The sequence below is a fragment of the Lacticaseibacillus styriensis genome, assembly GCF_030770295.1.
Lineage (GTDB): Bacteria > Bacillota > Bacilli > Lactobacillales > Lactobacillaceae > Lacticaseibacillus > Lacticaseibacillus casei.
In genome coordinates this window covers 762452-781363 of sequence record NZ_CP132483.1, presented here as the reverse complement: position 1 = coordinate 781363, position 18912 = coordinate 762452, and the positions used below count along the sequence as shown (strand labels likewise).

The following is an 18912-nucleotide window of genomic DNA, read 5'->3' as shown; positions in this document are numbered from 1 at the left end:
ACCCTGAGTCCATTGGCCAAAACCCGGCCAACGAACTCAGGCCCGCTTATGCTCCGGTTTCTAAGCGCTCCTGCTCACGCTCTACTTGGTTAAGTCCTCGACCGATTAGTACTGGTCCGCTCCATGCATCGCTGCACTTCCACTTCCAGCCTATCTACCTGATCATCTCTCAGGGGTCTTACTTCCATATAGGAATGGGAAATCTCATCTCGAGGGGGGCTTCACACTTAGATGCTTTCAGCGTTTATCCCTTCCGTTCATAGCTACCCAGCGATGCGCCTGGCGGCACAACTGGTACACCAGCGGAACGTCCATCCCGGTCCTCTCGTACTAAGGACAGCTCCTCTCAAATTTCCTGCGCCCGCGACGGATAGGGACCGAACTGTCTCACGACGTTCTGAACCCAGCTCGCGTACCGCTTTAATGGGCGAACAGCCCAACCCTTGGGACCGACTACAGCCCCAGGATGCGATGAGCCGACATCGAGGTGCCAAACCTCCCCGTCGATGTGGACTCTTGGGGGAGATAAGCCTGTTATCCCCAGGGTAGCTTTTATCCGTTGAGCGATGGCCCTTCCATACGGAACCACCGGATCACTAAGCCCGACTTTCGTCCCTGCTCGACTTGTCAGTCTCGCAGTCAAGCTCCCTTCTACCTTTACACTCTGCGAATGATTTCCAACCATTCTGAGGGAACCTTTGGGCGCCTCCGTTACATTTTAGGAGGCGACCGCCCCAGTCAAACTGCCTACCTGACACTGTCTCCCGCCACGATCAGTGGCGCGGGTTAGAGTGTTCATACAGCTAGGGTAGTATCCCACCAACGCCTCCATCGAAACTAGCGTTCCGATCTCTACGGCTCCTACCTATCCTGTACAAGCGGTACCAACACTCAATATCAAGCTACAGTAAAGCTCCATGGGGTCTTTCCGTCCTGTCGCGGGTAACCCGCATCTTCACGGGTACTATAATTTCACCGAGTCTCTCGTTGAGACAGTGCCCAAATCATTACGCCTTTCGTGCGGGTCGGAACTTACCCGACAAGGAATTTCGCTACCTTAGGACCGTTATAGTTACGGCCGCCGTTTACTGGGGCTTCAATTCTGGGCTTCGCTTGCGCTAACTCATCCTCTTAACCTTCCAGCACCGGGCAGGCGTCAGCCCCTATACATCATCTTTCGATTTAGCAGAGACCTGTGTTTTTGATAAACAGTTGTTTGGGCCTATTCACTGCGGCTGACCTTGCGGTCAGCACCCCTTCTTCCGAAGTTACGGGGTCATTTTGCCGAGTTCCTTAACGAGAGTTCGCTCGCTCACCTGAGGATACTCTCCTCGACTACCTGTGTCGGTTTGCGGTACGGGTAGTTTATTTCTCACTAGAAGCTTTTCTTGGCAGTGTGACATCAGGAACTTCGCTACTTTAATTTCGCTCCCCATCACCGCTTGTCCTTATGGTCGCAAGCATTTCACTCGCCACCAGACTTGCGGCTTGGACGCACTTTTCCAGCCGTGCGCTTTCCTTAGCCTCCTGCGTCCCTCCATCGCTTAAACAAAATAAACTAGTGCAGGAATCTCAACCTGCTTGTCATCGACTACGCCTTGCGGCCTCGCCTTAGATCCCGACTAACCCTGGGAGGACGAGCCTTCCCCAGGAAACCTTAGTCATACGGTGGATCAGATTCTCACTGATCTTTCGCTACTCATGCCGGCATTCTCACTTCTAAGCGCTCCAGCCGTCCTCACGATCGACCTTCAACGCCCTTAGAACGCTCTCCTACCGCGCACCCTTACGGGTGCACCCACAGTTTCGGTATTATGCTTAGCCCCGGTATATTTTCGGCGCAGTGCCACTCGACTAGTGAGCTATTACGCACTCTTTAAATGGTGGCTGCTTCTGAGCCAACATCCTAGTTGTCTGTGCAACGCCACATCCTTTTCCACTTAGCATAAATTTAGGGACCTTAACTGGTGATCTGGGCTGTTCCCCTTTCGACAATGGACCTTATCGCTCACTGTCTGACTCCCGGAGTAAGATCGATGGTATTCGGAGTTTATCTGAATTCAGTAACCCTTGATGGGCCCCTAGTTCAAACAGTGCTCTACCTCCATGATCCATCCTCCGAGGCTAACCCTAAAGCTATTTCGGAGAGAACCAGCTATCTCCAAGTTCGTTTGGAATTTCACCGCTACCCACAACTCATCCCAGCATTTTTCAACATACATGGGTTCGGTCCTCCAGTGTGTTTCACCACACCTTCAACCTGGTCATGGGTAGGTCACTTGGTTTCGGGTCTACATCTGCCTACTCATTCGCCCTGTTCAGACTCGCTTTCGCTCCGGCTCCGACTTTTCATCTTAACCTCGCAGGCAAACGTAACTCGCCGGTTCATTCTACAAAAGGCACGCCATCACCCCTTAACGGGCTTTGACTAATTGTAGGCACACGGTTTCAGGAACTGTTTCACTCCCCTTCCGGGGTGCTTTTCACCTTTCCCTCACGGTACTGGTTCACTATCGGTCACTAGGGAGTATTTAGCCTTGGGAGATGGTCCTCCCGGATTCCGACGGAATTTCACGTGTTCCGCCGTACTCAGGATCCTGGACGGAGGGTCCGCCGTTTCGCTTACAGGGCTTTCACCTTCTATGGCGCAGCTTTCCAGCTGACTTCGACTACGTCGAACTTTGGTAACTCCAATGTCCAGTCCTACAACCCCGAGAAGCAAGCTTCTCGGTTTGGGCTCTTCCCACTTCGCTCGCCGCTACTATGGGAATCGAGTTTTCTTTCTCTTCCTGCGGGTACTGAGATGTTTCAGTTCCCCGCGTCTGCCGCCGACAAGCTATGAATTCACTTGCAGGCAATACACTGATGTGTACTGGGTTCCCCCATTCGGAAATCTCCGGATCAAAGCTTACTTATAGCTCCCCGAAGCATATCGGTATTAGTTCCGTCCTTCATCGGCTCCTAGTGCCAAGGCATCCACCGTGCGCCCTTTGTAACTTAACCTGTACTGACTTGCGTCAGCGGTTATGCGATGCGAATTTCTAAATTAGAAACTCATACAAATACGCTGTGTTCTCGGCAATTTAAAACATTTACAACAATGATATCCAGTTTTCAAAGAACAAAGTCGCACCCGCTAGGGTGCTTGAGGGTCGTCCCCTCAAAACTAAACAAAGTTTCGTGTGTGCAGGTTTCCGTCAGACTTAATGTCTGTTTCCTTAGAAAGGAGGTGATCCAGCCGCAGGTTCTCCTACGGCTACCTTGTTACGACTTCACCCTAATCATTTGTCCCACCTTAGACGGCTCGCTCCCTAAAAGGGTTACGCCACCGGCTTCGGGTGTTACAAACTCTCATGGTGTGACGGGCGGTGTGTACAAGGCCCGGGAACGTATTCACCGCGGCGTGCTGATCCGCGATTACTAGCGATTCCGACTTCGTGTAGGCGAGTTGCAGCCTACAGTCCGAACTGAGAATGGCTTTAAGAGATTAGCTTGACCTCGCGGTCTCGCAACTCGTTGTACCATCCATTGTAGCACGTGTGTAGCCCAGGTCATAAGGGGCATGATGATTTGACGTCATCCCCACCTTCCTCCGGTTTGTCACCGGCAGTCTTACTAGAGTGCCCAACTTAATGCTGGCAACTAGTCATAAGGGTTGCGCTCGTTGCGGGACTTAACCCAACATCTCACGACACGAGCTGACGACAACCATGCACCACCTGTCATTTTGCCCCCGAAGGGGAAACCTGATCTCTCAGGTGATCAAAAGATGTCAAGACCTGGTAAGGTTCTTCGCGTTGCTTCGAATTAAACCACATGCTCCACCGCTTGTGCGGGCCCCCGTCAATTCCTTTGAGTTTCAACCTTGCGGTCGTACTCCCCAGGCGGAATGCTTAATGCGTTAGCTGCGGCACTGAAGGGCGGAAACCCCCCAACACCTAGCATTCATCGTTTACGGCATGGACTACCAGGGTATCTAATCCTGTTCGCTACCCATGCTTTCGAGCCTCAGCGTCAGTTACAGACCAGACAGCCGCCTTCGCCACTGGTGTTCTTCCATATATCTACGCATTTCACCGCTACACATGGAGTTCCACTGTCCTCTTCTGCACTCAAGTTTCCCAGTTTCCGATGCGCTTCCTCGGTTAAGCCGAGGGCTTTCACATCAGACTTAAAAAACCGCCTGCGCTCGCTTTACGCCCAATAAATCCGGATAACGCTTGCCACCTACGTATTACCGCGGCTGCTGGCACGTAGTTAGCCGTGGCTTTCTGGTTGGATACCGTCACGCCGACAACAGTTACTCTGCCGACCATTCTTCTCCAACAACAGAGTTTTACGACCCGAAAGCCTTCTTCACTCACGCGGCGTTGCTCCATCAGACTTGCGTCCATTGTGGAAGATTCCCTACTGCTGCCTCCCGTAGGAGTTTGGGCCGTGTCTCAGTCCCAATGTGGCCGATCAACCTCTCAGTTCGGCTACGTATCATCGCCTTGGTGAGCCGTTACCTCACCAACTAGCTAATACGCCGCGGGTCCATCCAAAAGCGATAGCTTACGCCATCTTTCAGCCAAGAACCATGCGGTTCTTGGATTTATGCGGTATTAGCATCTGTTTCCAAATGTTATCCCCCACTTAAGGGCAGGTTACCCACGTGTTACTCACCCGTCCGCCACTCGTTTTAAGTTGAATCACGATGCAAGCACCGTTCATCGACCAAAACTCGTTCGACTTGCATGTATTAGGCACGCCGCCAGCGTTCATCCTGAGCCAGGATCAAACTCTCATATAAATATGAGCTGTTCGAATAGCTCGATTTGTTGTTCTAGCGAATTGACTTCGCAAATGTTACTTTTTGCCTCGATACCGAAGTATCAAGGACCCTGCACATTTAAACGAAACTTTGTTCAGTTTTCAAAGGACGATCTTGCCAAAAGACAACTTTGATAGATTATCATGACCAACGTATCATGTCAACAACTTTTTAGAGTGAATATTTATTCAATCCGTTTCAATTGTGACTTCATCCTACGAGTGGTTTATTTCATCCGTCATGAATCGACGTCTTTGTTTTGACAACAACAAGTATCATACCAGCACTTCAACAATCTAGTCAACAAAAAAATTGCAGAATTTCAAAGAATTGTCAGTTCCGATAAATAGCGAACATTTTAATCCAAATTGTATAAATATTCGCATTGATCGCGAACAATATTCAGCAAAACGCGTTTAAAGTTCACTAAACTCATAGCGCTTATAGCCGTGTATGCTGCAGTTTTCCCTAACTACTGAGCAAAACGGTCACTGGACGCACTTCGCTCACATGTATTTGCCAATCATCTAAAATAATAAACGCCATTTCAGCTAAACTTCAAATCTTGAAAATCGCTTCTCTTAGCTAACCGATTCTAATCGTTGATACCCAGTCATCCCAATAATGTGCAGTGCCCGCGTTTATATCAGCTTTACAAATCAGCCACCGATCATTATTGCATCGTTACTTCTCAATGAAAGTCTACTAGTTTCCGCAAACCAGCCATGCAAGGCCCGTACCCTCCCCAAAAGGTCCGTTCTTACTTGCCATGCCCTCATGCTTTTACAATTACCTATCGCATCAATGGCAGAAAAAAGCCACTCATTTTTGAGTGGCTTCTTCGTTTAAATGTTCAAGTGCTTCAGCGACCCACCCATCTAAGTGAGCGGCAATCGGCGCAAAGCCGGTGTGAAATTTACGACTGGTCCAATAGTGCTTGCGGCGGCGTTTCTTGCTTAATCTAGGCGGCGCCTGTAAAGCACGTAAGGATAAACTGATTTTATGGGTATATTCGTCGATGTCCAAAATCACAACTTCAACTCGCTGGCCGACGGTAAAAATATCGCTGGTGTCCTTGACGTAACCATGCTGGCATTCTGAGATGTGCACTAATCCTTGCGTGTGCTCATCCAGCATCACAAACGCCCCGTATGGTTGGACGCCGGTGACTTTGCCAGTCAAGATATCTCCTATGCGATATTCCATTCTGACACTTCATTTCATTGGATTTCTCTTTGAGTATACCCTAAAAATCACTTGCAACCAATATCAGTCTTGAATCGTCAATTCATCAATCGTCACAGGCTCAACTGGCTTATCATTGGCACCCGTTTTGACTTTACTGATCTTCTCAACCACTGACATTCCAGACAATACCTGCCCGAAAACTGTATGGCGATGATCAAGCCATGGTGTCCCGCCTTGTTGGTAAGCGTCAATGATCGGTTCCGGGAACCCCGCTTCGCTTAGCTGAGCCTTCATGCTTGGATCCAAATGCGTATTTGTCACGATGAAAAATTGACTGCCGTTCGTATTGGGCCCAGCGTTGGCCATTGACAACGCACCTTTCAGATTGAAAAGCTGATTCGAAAATTCATCCGCAAACGGCTTTCCCCAGAGGCTTTCACCACCCATGCCAGTGCCAGTCGGATCACCGCCTTGAATCATGAAGTCTTCAATAACCCGGTGAAAAATGATGCCGTCATAATAGTTCTTTTTGGCCAAGCCGATGAAGTTCTCAACGGTTTTAGGGGCTTGTTCCGGAAATAGTGCAATTTCAAATTGCCCTTCACTGGTTTTAAAGATCGCTTTTGGGCCTTTGAAATCGGCCAGTTCTAATTGTGGATAGTCCATGTTCGTTCTCCTTCTTTAATCAAATAACGTGCATGGTTCTAGGCGTAGTATACCAGCATCGGCAACTCGCGCCAATCAAATGAATAGATGGAACCCTTCTACAACCTTAACGTTGGCATTAAAAATCAGTTGCTGCGCTTTTTACACTTTTTCCCCAATTATCGCAACGCCCGCGCTTTATGGCACTTTAATCTCCCTAAATTGCCGGCATTCTCCGCCTTCGTCAACTTGGTAACTATTCGTAAAATATGGTAGGGTATGAACGTCATACTATATAGAAACGGAGCATTGCAAATGTCAGTGCAACATGTATATGAAATCACCGTGATTGGTGGCGGGCCTGTTGGTATGTTCGCCGCCTTTTATGCTGGCTTACGTCAGGCAGACGTCTTATTGCTGGAGAGTCTGGACGAGCTTGGTGGCCAAACCGGTAATTTATACCCAGCCAAAATTCTTTACGATATTGGCGGCTTCCCCCATGTTAGCGGAAAAGATCTGGTTTCACAGTTGAAGACGCAGCTTATGCATTTTCACCCGGATGTTAAAACCGCTACGGAAGTGCAAACGATTGAGGAAGCAGACGACGGGACGTTTATTCTGCATACAAGTCAAGGGGACTTCCGGAGTAAAACCGTCATTGTTGCAACAGGTGGCGGAGCCTTTACGCCGCGCAAATTAGCCGTTGATTACGATCCGGCATTAGAAGGCAGGCAATTGTTTTACTTTGTTCAGGATCTGGAGACCTTTCGCGATCAGAACGTTGCCATTGCCGGTGGTGGCGATTCGGCCATTGACTGGGCTTTGGCGCTGGAACCGGTGGCCAAGCATGTCAGTCTGATTCACCGGCGCGCTAAATTCCGTGGCCTCGAGGCAAGTGTGGCAGCACTGGAAAAAAGCAGCGTTGCCATTCATACGCCTTATTTGATTGAGGCGGTTAAACAGGAAAATGGCAAGCTCGCCTTGCAGTTAAAGGAAGTTCGGGGTGAGAACGAGCCGGTTTTAACAGTCGACAAGTTGCTGGTTAATTATGGTTTTGTCACTGACAAGCGCCATCTCCAGGCTTGGCAGTTTAAGACCGATCGTAACGGCATTCTGGTTGATTCACAGATGCAAACCAGTCGCCCGGGCATTTTTGCTATTGGCGATGCCGTCAGTTACGCGGGAAAACTACCGCTGATTGCCAGTGGCTTCGGTGAAGCACCAACGGCCATTAACGAAGCACTTAGTCGACTTTATCCGGAACGGCGGCAAGCGTTGCACAGTACCCAGCTTTATCGATAAAAGTCAGCCTTACCCACTCAGCCAAAAGGAAAGCGTGAGATTATGACCAATGAAGAAAAGCTTTATGAACGGACGATCCAACTGTTGCATGAACGTGGCGTCAGCTTGAGCGATATTGGCGAGCTTGTCATGTTTCTGCAGGAACGTTTCATTCCTAACTTAACCATTGAAGAAGCAACGCAAAACGTTCGGATCGTTTTACGCAAACGTGAAGTGCAAAACGCGGTTATGACCGGCATTGCACTGGATAAGGCAGCCGAAGCCAACCAGCTTGAAGAGCCTTTGCAGAAAATTATTGCCGAAGACGAAGGACTTTACGGCGTCGATGAAGTCTTAGCCTTTTCTATTGTTAATGTTTATGGTTCAATTGGTTTTACTAATTACGGCTACATCGATCGGATTAAGCCAGGCATACTGGCCAAGCTTAATGCCCACGAACCGGGGATTATCCACACCTTTCTTGATGACATCGTGGGGGCCATGGCGGCGGCCGCGGCTAGTCGACTGGCGCATTCGCATCCGGAAATCGAAGACGACATTTATTGACGTTTTTCTAAAATTTACTTTTGTTTCATGAAATTTTCATATTATCCCGTATAATGAAATGTAAATTCATTAAAGGAGCTTACCCAATGACCCAACTGTTTGATTTCATCCTGCATATCGATGAGCATCTGATTACCATCGTTAATAGCTTCGGCCCTTGGACCTATGTCATCCTTTTTGCGATGGTCTTCATCGAAACAGGGGTTGTTGTCTTTCCGTTCCTACCGGGAGATTCACTGCTGTTCGCTGCCAGTGCTTTGGCCGCCAACGCTGCTTATAACTTAAACGTTTGGATCCTTTTCGCAGTCTTTTTGGCCGCAGCTGTTCTAGGCGATACCGTGAATTATGAAATCGGTAAACGCGTGGGGTCTGCCGCTTCTACCGGCAAAGGCTGGTTTGGCCGGCTGATCAACCGCGACAAACTGCTGCAAGCCGAGGCCTTCTTTGATAAACATGGTGGCAAAACCATTGCTATTGCCCGTTTCATGCCGCTCATTCGGACGTTTGCCCCGTTTGTATCAGGCGGTTCGAGAATGCATTATGGCAAGTTCATCCACTACAACTTATTAGGCGGCTTCCTCTGGGTTACCTTGTGTGTACTCGGTGGCTTCTACTTCGGCAACGTAACGTTCGTCAAAGAGCATTTTTCGTTAGTAGCGCTTGGCATCGTTTTGATTTCACTCTTGCCAATGGTCATTGCTGCCGTTAAAACTCGCACTGCTAAAGTCGTGGATCGTTAAGCTAACCATCGCATTTTCCATGTATGCAAAAACGCATGTCCCCAACGTCACAACGATATTGGGAACATGCGTTTTTTATTTTTAAAATGGTGACTGACGCCGGGCATCTTGGCGACCGCGCCAGATACCCCATATCATGATAGCCTCGAATAAAGCAAATGCTGTGAGAAAGCAAAGCATGAAGAAGCCTTCAGGTAAGACATTGATAATCGGATCCGTGGCTGGGTCAAACAGCCAGTCACGATTGCGAAATAGAACCTCATGGAAAATGATGAAGAAACGATCAAAGTTAATGCTTAGCAATCCGGTTAAGATGATCGGCACCACCGCCCCGATCATAAACGGCCGGACCAGCAAATACCGCTTCTTGGCTGCTTTAAGCTGACGCACCCACCGAATGGCAAAAGGAATCGTCACAAGGGCAATCACAAGATCCAAAATAAACAAATGGCGCACATCGGCAAAATGAAGCGCGCCATGCAGGCTTGTGGGGAAATCCTGCATATGCAGCGTACCAATCCACGGCAAGTCTAAGTATGCCATGAGTTGCAAATAATTATGGTACAACCGTCCCAGCGACATGGCAGCGATTTGCGGCAGGTTATCCATATGTGCATAAATCGGGAACGTCAGCAGCGTGCTGAAAATCGTCACGAAAATGACGCCACTGACAATCGCTAGCCAAAGCGTCAGCCAATGAACGATGCGTTTCATCTAGACCTCCCAGTCCGTCAAGGCATCAATCTGATGCGTTGGTTGGTGGACCTGCTTGGAAACATAATCCCGGGTAGAAACGCCGGTATAGACTAAAATCGTATCGATCCCCGCATTCAACCCTGCCTTAATGTCGGTGTTGTAATTATCACCAACCATGGCGACAGCGTCTTTTGGCAACCCCATCTTCTTCAGTGCTTTTTCCATAATCGTCGGTTCGGGTTTGCCAATATAAAACGCCCGTTGCTGCGTACTGCGTTCCACTAAAGCAATCAGTGACCCTGCTCCAGGCACCAAGCCGCGTTCATTGGGCAGATTGGTATCCGCATTAGTCCCGATAAATTTAGCGCCGCGTTTGATTGCCAATGTGGCTAACTCAAATTTATGGTAAGTCACGTCATAATCCAGCCCGACTACCACATAATCCGGATCCACTTCATTCAACCGCAATCCCGTATCCAAAAGCGCCTGCTTCAGCCCCAGCTCACCGATGATATACACCGACTTTCCGGAAACATCGCCATGATTGAGATCAGTCAAATAAGCCGCGGTCGCGAGCGAAGGCGTGTAAATCTGCGCCGGTGACACATGAATATCGTGATTCTCCGCCAGATTTTTCACCACATCTTCAGGACTTTTCGTCGTATTGTTCGTCAAAAATAAAAACGGAAGCCGCGCCGCCTGTAACCGTTCGACAAAATCCTTAGCTGCTGGAATGCGTTCTTTGCCACGATAAATCGTCCCGTCAAGATCGATCATATAACCTTTATACTTCAAGTCTGTCCCTACTTCTTGTTAGTCTCACGTTGACGGATCGTAAAATGCCGCTTGCGTGGTTGTGTCTGATTGACTGTTTTGGCCTGTTCGCCACGAAAATGCGTCGAACGGGTTGTTTTTTCCGTGTATGGCTTGTTTGCCTTGGCATAAGGCTTACGTTTGCCATGATGTTGTCGCTGTGTCGGCTTTGATTGTTGCCGGTGCGCGGTTTTGCCTGTCGCCGATTTTCGCTCCCGATCGTGCCGCCGATCAACTAACTTAGTTGCCGGTTTATCCAAACGGGCCAGCACAAAATAAGCACAGCCAAAATTACAATATTCATAGAGATAGTCTTCTAATGTGCTGATTTGCTGATCCTTGCTCGCACCGCGGCGATCGTCTTTGTAAAAGCCACGCAACCGTAGCTGATCGTAACCCCAGTCGCCAACAATATAATCATACTTGTCGAGAATATCATTGTATCGTTCATTTAACCGTTCAAGGTCAAAAGCATCACGGTGGTCTTTGACAATGCGATAGCGGCGGCCATCAATCGTTATCAGATCATGGTCGACTTTGACAACCCGCATCTCTTTGGTTGTGTCCGGAGTCAAGGCGACATCAATTTGTTCGGATAATGCTTCTCGTTCAGCCAAGTCGCGTCCTCCTTTTAAAAAAATCATTCGACTCGTAATTGTAAAAGTATAGCATGAATTTATAAAGGAAAAACCTTTGCCATATAATCGCCAACAACCTGCCGTATCAGTTTTGGAAAAAGGAATTCATTGCTGCCCATAATTTCGATGGTTGGGAAGAACGGAATGAACAGAAAGTTGTCGACGGTTGCAAATGTATATTGCCGTTCCGGAACCAACGGCTCGCCATGCCACAAAACCGTTCGCTTTTCTCGATCAACCGAAATGCCGCGATAACCGATGTCACCAAAAATTTTGCCGCGGAAGCTCATGCCGATCATGTGGAAGTGGCGGAGAAACATGCGGTTCTTTTCCATTTCCATGATCAGACGCCAGAGTTCCTTGCCACTTAAAGTTACTTTCAACAAGTGCATGGGATGGGGCAAACATGTCAGGAGATCAGCCTGGGTGACAATCCCGGGGCCAAGCGGTGTCAGGAAAAGGCCGGCATTCAGGATTGCCGCATCGGTTTTAGCAGCATCAGCGACCGCCGCCAAGCCAAAATCAAGTAATGGTGATGGCCGATCATACTGAATCGCCAGGTGTTTAGGCAAGCGAGCAACTTTTTGCTGCTTTAACAAGGCAATGCCTTTACTTTCATAGCCTTGAATTTCTCGCGGATCTGCTGCTGCTCCTTGCAACAAAGCAGTTTGAAAGGTTTCGGCACGACGCGTCTGAATTTTGTGGTCATCATCCAGCGTTAGCGTAATCTTCCCAACATAATGGCCATACTTTTCGGCGGCAGTTAACAACGTTGTCCCGTGTAATTCGCCTTCTGCAAGCAAGTGATGCGTATGCCCGCCAATCACAACATCAATCTGCGGATATTGCTGGGCTAAATGACGATCAGCCTCAATGCCTAAATGTGATAGCACAATCAAAACATCATAGGTGCCCTCAAGCTTCTTAAGAATTGCCGGGAAAACGTCTGCTACTGTCTTAACCTGCCATCCATTTGGCTGATACGTCAGAAAAAACGGTGCCGTAAAGCCGACAATGGCAATTCGCGTCCCTGCCGGTGTCTGCTTAATGACAATGGGCTTGGCCCAATGCGGACGCGTGCCATCCGGCTCAAACAAGTTGGCCAGTGCAACGGGAAAATTAGCGTGATCGTACAAATGCTCCAACACCTGATGCGGATTGCCGACGCCTTCATTGTTGCCAATGGTCACCGCATCATAGCCGATTTCATTCAACAGCTGAATATTAATCTGCCCGTCCGTTGCTTCGGTTAACGGTACCGAACGATCCATTGCGTCGCCATCGTCAAAAGCTAAAACGCTCGCCCCTTCTGCCTGTTCTGCAGCGCGGGTTCCCAACATAAACCGGCGAATTTTCGGCCAGTTTTCAAAGTGGGAATGCAGATCATTCGTGTGCAGAATCACTAACTTTTCCACAAGGCACCTCCCTAATCGGTCTTTCAGGTGACATTTCTAAATTAATACCCTAGTTTTATCCTATGCCCTGCAAGACAACGGGTCAAACATCACATTGTGCTCAGCGTTCCTTAGCCAACACCGCAGCCTTCAACCGGTAAATCTTGTGTACTTCAGCCGCCGTCAGTGGGGTTCCAAAAGGCAGATGTGGCACTAACAAATCCCGTTCCGGAGCGTCTACCCCTACATTGATATTCTCCGCAATGTTGACGCTATTGTGGTGAATGTGGCCGTGTAAATTCAGCGTCTGCTTCACAATACCCATCATCAACGGATAATGCGTCATGATGAACTGCGTATGGTCATCCTTGATAATCGTGCCAACCGAATGGAAGGTGAACTTAGGCAAGCCGTTCACGCCCGGATCATGGCGATGAAGAAACTTAAACAGCGATTCGTAGTCGTGATTGCCTTTTATAAAAACAATCCGACCGTGCAACTGTAGTAGGATCGCCAAAACTTCCGGTGGTTGGGGAAAATGTTCCGGATTCATGGCAATATCGCCTAAATGATAAACGATATCGCGATCGTCAACCCGCGCATTCCATGCCTGAATCATCGCTGCGTCCATTGCCTCAACGGTTGGAAACAGGCGCGGAGCAAAATCGTTGTTTCCTAAAAGATCCGCGTGGAAAAAATGCGTATCTGCAATAAAATATTGCATGCTACTGCTCCTTTCGGCGATGTGCATGTCTGGTCGTGACCACCCAAGTCGTCATCGGCACGGTCAAAATGACGGCAATAACCGAAATCAAGACCTGCAAGAGTTCGCCAACAAAAATCTTGTTATTAATCACTTGTGAAAATGGATAGCGCAGTGACGCAAACCAGATAAACAAAGAGGAAAAGCCGCCAAAGAAACCAAAGAACAGCGTATTTAAAGCAGTTCCGATAATCTCGTGCCCCATTTGTTTAATCCCGGTGGCGCTTGCCTGATCCTTAATCTCATCCATTCCGGCTGCAACGGCAATCGCTGCTTCGGCGATCGCCCCAAGCGTGCCTAGCAAGGTGGTCGCAATCAAAATGTGCGGGAAACTGACGCCGATATACACGGAAAAGCCTTCCAGTGCTTCGGAATCTTCCGGCCCAAACCCGGCCGTCTGGCTTAATGTCATCGTCAAAAGAATCAGTCCGACCAATAACGTCATGATTAACAAAGACGAGACAAACGCCGGTCCGGCGACAGAAAGCTGGCTGGTGCTGAGGAAAATCGTGCTGGCCAAAATAATCAGCCCAAAAATAATAGCTACAATAATCGGATTAAACCCGCTGGCCATTAAAATGACGACCAAGATCATTAACAAGGCGTTGACGGCTAAGGCAAAGAAATTTGACAAGCCTTGCTTGCCGCCGACAATAAACATCATGACAAGCAGAACCAAGGATAGTGCAAGAATAGCGTTCATGCTGTCACCTTCTTAATTTTAGCCATCATCGCCGCTAACCCGCTCGTCACCGGCACTGCCAGCACAATACCAAACGCGCTGATGAGGCTCTGGGCAAATCCAAGTCCCATCACCCAGATAACCGTTTGCGCAATCGAATTATTGTTGCGGATCCACAAAACCGACTCCATGAACGTATCGGCAATGAAAATCATAAACAGAACCGAAATCAGCGGTCCCATGACATTTCGTCCAATGGCCATCCCTGCCCGAAAACGCTCCTTGGCCGTGTCATGAAGCTGGAAGATCGCAACCGAAATGTCACTCGCCTCGTCTAGCACAGCGCCCAAAGAGCCAATCACAATTTGACCGAAAAATAAAAGCTGTGGCGTCTGGGTAGCGTATTTGACCTCTTCAAAGTGAATACCGTTGTAATTGGTCAGGGCCATTATGCCATAGCCAAGTGCCACTGCAGCCGCGGTGGCTAACAACGTCCCCAGTGAAATAGTTGCCGCAATCGGCTTGAACCCGACAATGAACACTGCCGTCAAAACAGTGAAAATCACCGCCAAAATAACAAATAGCCACCACGCCTGCCACTGTTTACTGCCGATCTCCCATTCAACCGCGACAAAGAAAATTATCGTGTTAAGTAAAATGCTAATACTCGTTAACCACGCACGCCGCCCCATCACCAAAAAAATCAAGCCAAAGGTCAAGACCAACAACGCCGCCAGAATCGCATCCCGCTTCACGTTGTTCAAGGTATAGGCGCCTTTATCAACATCCAGGAAAACCTGCTCGCCCACGCGAAGTTCATTGTCCAGCGCACCGCTAAACGAGTATGTATTATGCATGGTGATGCGTTTGCCGCGTTTGGCGGTATTCAGGAGACGCACACGAACCTGCTGTTTGATCAGCCGGTCATGGTTTTGATCTTCGTCTTGGTGGTTGGTGGTTTTGACCACTTTAACTGCTTCAACCTGACCCACTGGCTTGGTATAAAAGCCGCTGTCAAATTGCATGCCAATAAAAACCGCGATCGCCGCGACGAACGGGATAAGCCATTTACCTAAATACTTCACGCGGATCCCTCGCTTTCATATGCCTTACATTATATAAGTAGCATCAATGTGACGCAAAGCGCGTGTCCGACCTATCCGCGAAAATTGTCACGCTGACAAGCCCGGCTATGCGATAATCACGGAAATTATTCAAAAAATTGAGGTTTTTATTAAAATCTATCTCTCGAGTGCCGAGCCGGCAGAAACCCTCATCGTCCTATTTTACCCGACATGATTTTGCCGGAGAATCTCATGGTAAGCATCGCGAATCGGGCCTTCCGGTTTGTCCCATTCTTCCCAACTGGTTAAATCAGCCGGCGGAAATTCATAATGCTCGTTGATATATTTTTCATAAGTTGCCACAGCGGTTGAGTGGGCAATGTTCAGCTGAACAATCCGCACCCGCTTAATAAAGCCCTTCATAGAAGCCTTTTCGGCACGGCCATTCAGCATGACGTTTCCCAGTTCAAAATAGCGACTCCCGTCCAGCCGGGTAATTTCCTGAATCAAATCAAAAACCTGATATTTTTCTGTCATCTTTGACGCTCCTTATTTGTTTGCTGATTTCGGTTTGAGTTTATCGTCACGCGGTTGGTGTCTGTCGCTCTGTCGGCAGCGAATGGTTTGTGTTTTGGCATTTCCTTCTATAACACGCCGGTTCGCGCTCACTGTGCTATGTTTGTGGTATGATGTTTTTTTCTGGAAAGGAGCAGCCTGTATGGGCAAACGATTCACTGTGGCAGTTTTGCTGCTGCCATTATTTCTTCTGCTTTCAGGGTTTACGCTGGTTGGCCACCGTGGCGATCCGCTGAACTATCCGGAAGAAACTTTTCAAAGTTTCGATAGTGCTTTTAACAACGGTGCTGATTATGTTGAACTCGATGTACATGAAAGTGCTGACGGCGTGGTCGTGATCCAGCATGATTCAACGATTCAACGCATGACCGGCGCCAATTTGACCATTGCCAAGAGCACTTTTGCGCAACTTCAGCAATATCATACCAAAAATGGCGAACCGGTTCACAGCCTCGAGGAGCTTTTCGCTCACGAGCAACAGACAAACCACAAATTCTTGATTGAAACCAAAATCGTTAAAGGCGAACCGCATCCCCACCTTGAAGACAAAATTACGGCTTTGATTAAACAGTACCACATGGAAAACCGCGTCATGTTCCATTCGTTTTCAGCTGCCAGTCTTAAACGCTTGCAGGCGGATTTACCATCTGTGCCGCGGATTTTAATTGTTGGTTCGCTTAAACGGATCAATTTTGATGTGTTGACTTATGTAGACGGCATTAATTTAAGTTCGGATCTGGTGACGCCGCAGCTGGTCAATCAGCTGCATGACCTTGGCAAAAAAGTGTACGTCTGGGATGAGATGAACGAGGATCGGGATCGGTGGACATGGCTGGTTAACCTCAACATTGACGGTGTTGTGACCAACTACACGAGTCTCGGGCATGAATTCCAGGCGCTGAAAGCCGCGTCTGTTACCACCAGTATCAACGATCTTGGCGCTAACTCCAGTGTCTCGGCGCTTCCGGTTTACGAAAACCCTTATCAGCCGCTCCTACGCCCTGAACAGTTAGCACCGCAAACACCGATTGCGATTTCTGCAATGGTTACCATTGCCGGCAGCACGTATTATCAAATCGGCGATAACGCGTTCGTGCCGGCTACAACGATCAACCTCGCACCCCAAGCCGGCTGGGCCAGCCTGTTTCTCCACCAAAAAATCGTCGTCACCAGCCGCGGTTTTCGTGCGCCGGTTTACGCTGACCCGTTACACCAGCAAAATGTTACTGGCCACGTTGCGGACAATACCCGCGCACGGGTTCTGGCCGCACGCTACGAAAATAGTCGGCTTTACTTAAAAACCAAAACAGGCTGGTTAAAAGCCAAAGATGTGCAATTGTTGCCATCTGCCGAAAACATGGCAACCTGGCTCATGCTCTATCGCAGCATTCCACTAAAAGAAAAGCCGCTCATCCACTGGGCATTAGGCAACACGGCATTTGATACACCCCTGCTTAATGCTCGGGTCACTGACATCGGTTGAGAAATACCCCCAGACATGGGTGTGCTTACAATCGCGCCATGACAAGCTTTTCACCGTGTTCTGACCGCTTTTCGATTTTCTCTGAATGATTCAGTCGTTTCTGTGGAACAAACATGCTATTCTAAAGACAACGATAGAAAGAAAGTAGGTTAACCTCATGGCAATTAATTGGCAGCAGGAAGCAGAAAAATTGGAACCCCAGCTTCTTTCTGATCTCACAACACTGTTGAAGATCAATTCCGAACGCGACACCGAGCATAAAACCGCAGAATATCCACTCGGACCCGGTCCGGCAAAAGCGCTGGATGCCTTCTTGGCAATTGCCGAGCGGGATGGTTTTAAGACGCTCAATGTGGACCATGTTGCCGGTCGGATCGAGTTAGGCAGCGGTCCTGAAACTTTAGGACTATTTGGGCATGTCGATGTTGTTCCCGCTGGACCTGGCTGGAAAACCGACCCATTCGACCCAGTGATTCGCGATGGCAAGATTTACGGTCGTGGCACCAGCGACGATAAAGGACCGAGCATTGCTGCTTACTATGCATTGAAACTCGTCCGCGATCTGGGCCTGCCAATCAATAAAAAGATTCACTTTATCCTTGGAACCGATGAAGAATCCGATTGGGTTGGCATGCATCGGTATCTCGAAAGCGAACCGGCACCGGATTTTGGCTTTTCTCCTGATGCCGAATTTCCAATTATCAACGGTGAAAAAGGCATTGCCAGCTTCAAAATCGTGCAAAAACCGGTTGCTGCAGCAGAAGCCCAACTGACTTTGAATGAATTTTCGGCGGGTATTCGACCAAATATGGTTCCGCAAGAAGCAAAAGCAACGATTACCGGCGACTTGCCTGAAAGCTTTGCGACCCAAGTCAGCGACTGGGCTGATCAGCAAGGCGTCAAACTCACCTTGACGCTGGGCAATCCTACAACGATTGAAATCGTGGGTAAAGGTGCCCATGCCCAGGAACCAAAAGATGGCAAGAATGCGGCCACTTATCTGGCAAGCTTGCTAGCTGATTTACCTTTTGATCCGGCAGGCAAAGCCTATCTGACCATGATCGCCAAATATCTGCACTTAGATTCACGCGGCCACCACTTGGGTATCAATTACACGGACAAACTGATGGGTGAGTTAACCGCTAGCCCGGATATCTTCACGTTCACCCAGGATGGCGAACAAAGTGTGCTGGTCAATGTCCGTTACCCGCAAGGCACCGACGCTGATAAAATCCGTGATCAAATTGAAAGCGCGGTTGGCGCCGACCAATTCGACGTATCCTTGAGTGGCCATGCACAGGAACCGCATTACGTTCCTGGTGACGATCCGCTGGTTAAAACCCTATTGCAAACTTTCACTGACCACACTGGTATTGCCGGACACGAACAAGTCATCGGTGGCGGCACCTATGGCCGAATTATCAAACGGGGTGTCGCTTTCGGCGCCCAGATGCCGGGACAGGAAAATGTCATGCATCAGGCGAATGAGTACATGCCGATTAAAGATATCATCACGGCTGTGGCCATTTATGCCGACGCCATCAGCCGCTTAGTCAAATAAGCTAAGTC

Annotated in this window: 15 protein-coding genes and 2 rRNA genes; 5 read left to right on the top strand and 12 right to left on the bottom strand. The window is 48.8% G+C overall.

Features of this window, described 5'->3' with window-relative positions; translation table 11 throughout:
- Window positions 1-85: 85 nt before the first annotated feature.
- The 4 genes from LACSTY_RS03595 to LACSTY_RS03580 form a co-directional block, all read right to left on the bottom strand.
- Window positions 86-3003: ribosomal RNA gene (locus LACSTY_RS03595) — 23S ribosomal RNA — on the bottom strand.
- 219 nt (window positions 3004-3222) lie between these two features.
- Window positions 3223-4792, bottom strand: a 16S ribosomal RNA gene (locus LACSTY_RS03590).
- Together the 16S and 23S rRNA genes form the textbook arrangement of a ribosomal RNA operon.
- 843 nt (window positions 4793-5635) lie before the next feature.
- On the bottom strand, window positions 5636-6019 hold the full coding sequence (locus tag LACSTY_RS03585; RefSeq protein WP_087911749.1) for a CvfD/Ygs/GSP13 family RNA-binding post-transcriptional regulator: 384 nt from the start codon (window positions 6017-6019) through the stop codon (window positions 5636-5638).
- 63 nt (window positions 6020-6082) lie between these two features.
- Window positions 6083-6667, bottom strand: a complete 585-nt coding sequence (locus tag LACSTY_RS03580) for a peptidylprolyl isomerase (RefSeq protein WP_087911748.1) — start codon at window positions 6665-6667, stop codon at window positions 6083-6085.
- 294 nt (window positions 6668-6961) lie between these two features.
- Here LACSTY_RS03580 and LACSTY_RS03575 point away from each other — a divergent pair, with 294 nt between their 5' ends.
- From LACSTY_RS03575 to LACSTY_RS03565, 3 genes are all read left to right on the top strand, one after another.
- Entirely contained in the window at window positions 6962-7948 is a 987-nt protein-coding gene (locus tag LACSTY_RS03575) for an NAD(P)/FAD-dependent oxidoreductase (RefSeq protein WP_087911747.1), read from the top strand.
- Window positions 7949-7990: 42 nt separating this feature from the next.
- A complete protein-coding gene (locus tag LACSTY_RS03570) occupies window positions 7991-8494 on the top strand; it encodes a phosphatidylglycerophosphatase A family protein (protein WP_049171081.1) in 504 nt (167 codons plus the stop codon).
- 86 nt (window positions 8495-8580) lie between these two features.
- On the top strand, window positions 8581-9234 hold the full coding sequence (locus LACSTY_RS03565) for a VTT domain-containing protein (protein WP_010493822.1): 654 nt from the start codon (window positions 8581-8583) through the stop codon (window positions 9232-9234).
- Window positions 9235-9315: 81 nt separating this feature from the next.
- On the opposite strand, the gene LACSTY_RS03560 is transcribed toward LACSTY_RS03565, so the two are convergent.
- The 8 genes from LACSTY_RS03560 to LACSTY_RS03525 all read right to left on the bottom strand — a co-directional run bounded on the left by LACSTY_RS03560 (window position 9316) and on the right by LACSTY_RS03525 (window position 15821).
- On the bottom strand, window positions 9316-9948 hold the full coding sequence (locus LACSTY_RS03560; RefSeq protein WP_087911746.1) for a TIGR01906 family membrane protein: 633 nt from the start codon (window positions 9946-9948) through the stop codon (window positions 9316-9318).
- Window positions 9949-10725, bottom strand: coding sequence for a TIGR01457 family HAD-type hydrolase (locus LACSTY_RS03555; RefSeq protein ID WP_025012341.1), 777 nt, complete (start codon window positions 10723-10725; stop codon window positions 9949-9951).
- 8 nt (window positions 10726-10733) lie between these two features.
- A complete protein-coding gene (locus LACSTY_RS03550; protein ID WP_087911745.1) occupies window positions 10734-11360 on the bottom strand; it encodes a YutD family protein in 627 nt (208 codons plus the stop codon).
- A gap of 59 nt (window positions 11361-11419) precedes the next feature.
- Window positions 11420-12796 (bottom strand): bifunctional metallophosphatase/5'-nucleotidase, encoded by a 1377-nt coding sequence (locus LACSTY_RS03545; RefSeq protein ID WP_087911744.1) that lies wholly within the window; start codon window positions 12794-12796, stop codon window positions 11420-11422.
- 100 nt (window positions 12797-12896) lie between these two features.
- A complete protein-coding gene (locus LACSTY_RS03540; RefSeq protein WP_010493813.1) occupies window positions 12897-13499 on the bottom strand; it encodes a metallophosphoesterase in 603 nt (200 codons plus the stop codon).
- Between the two features lies 1 nt (window position 13500).
- Window positions 13501-14241: a YibE/F family protein gene (locus LACSTY_RS03535; protein ID WP_087911743.1), complete on the bottom strand. Its 741-nt coding sequence runs from the start codon at window positions 14239-14241 to the stop codon at window positions 13501-13503.
- Window positions 14238-15305, bottom strand: a complete 1068-nt coding sequence (locus LACSTY_RS03530) for a YibE/F family protein (RefSeq protein ID WP_087911742.1) — start codon at window positions 15303-15305, stop codon at window positions 14238-14240. The genes LACSTY_RS03535 and LACSTY_RS03530 overlap by 4 nt, the downstream gene beginning before the upstream one ends.
- Before the next feature lie 201 nt (window positions 15306-15506).
- Complete coding sequence (locus LACSTY_RS03525) at window positions 15507-15821, bottom strand: hypothetical protein (protein ID WP_087911741.1); 315 nt, start codon at window positions 15819-15821, stop codon at window positions 15507-15509.
- Window positions 15822-16002: 181 nt separating this feature from the next.
- Between LACSTY_RS03525 and LACSTY_RS03520 the strand changes: the two genes are divergently transcribed.
- Entirely contained in the window at window positions 16003-17343 is a 1341-nt protein-coding gene (locus LACSTY_RS03520) for a glycerophosphodiester phosphodiesterase (protein ID WP_087911740.1), read from the top strand.
- A 157-nt stretch (window positions 17344-17500) separates the two neighbouring features.
- Window positions 17501-18904, top strand: a complete 1404-nt coding sequence (gene pepV / locus LACSTY_RS03515; RefSeq protein WP_087911739.1) for a dipeptidase PepV — start codon at window positions 17501-17503, stop codon at window positions 18902-18904.
- The last annotated feature ends 8 nt before the right edge of the window (window positions 18905-18912 follow it).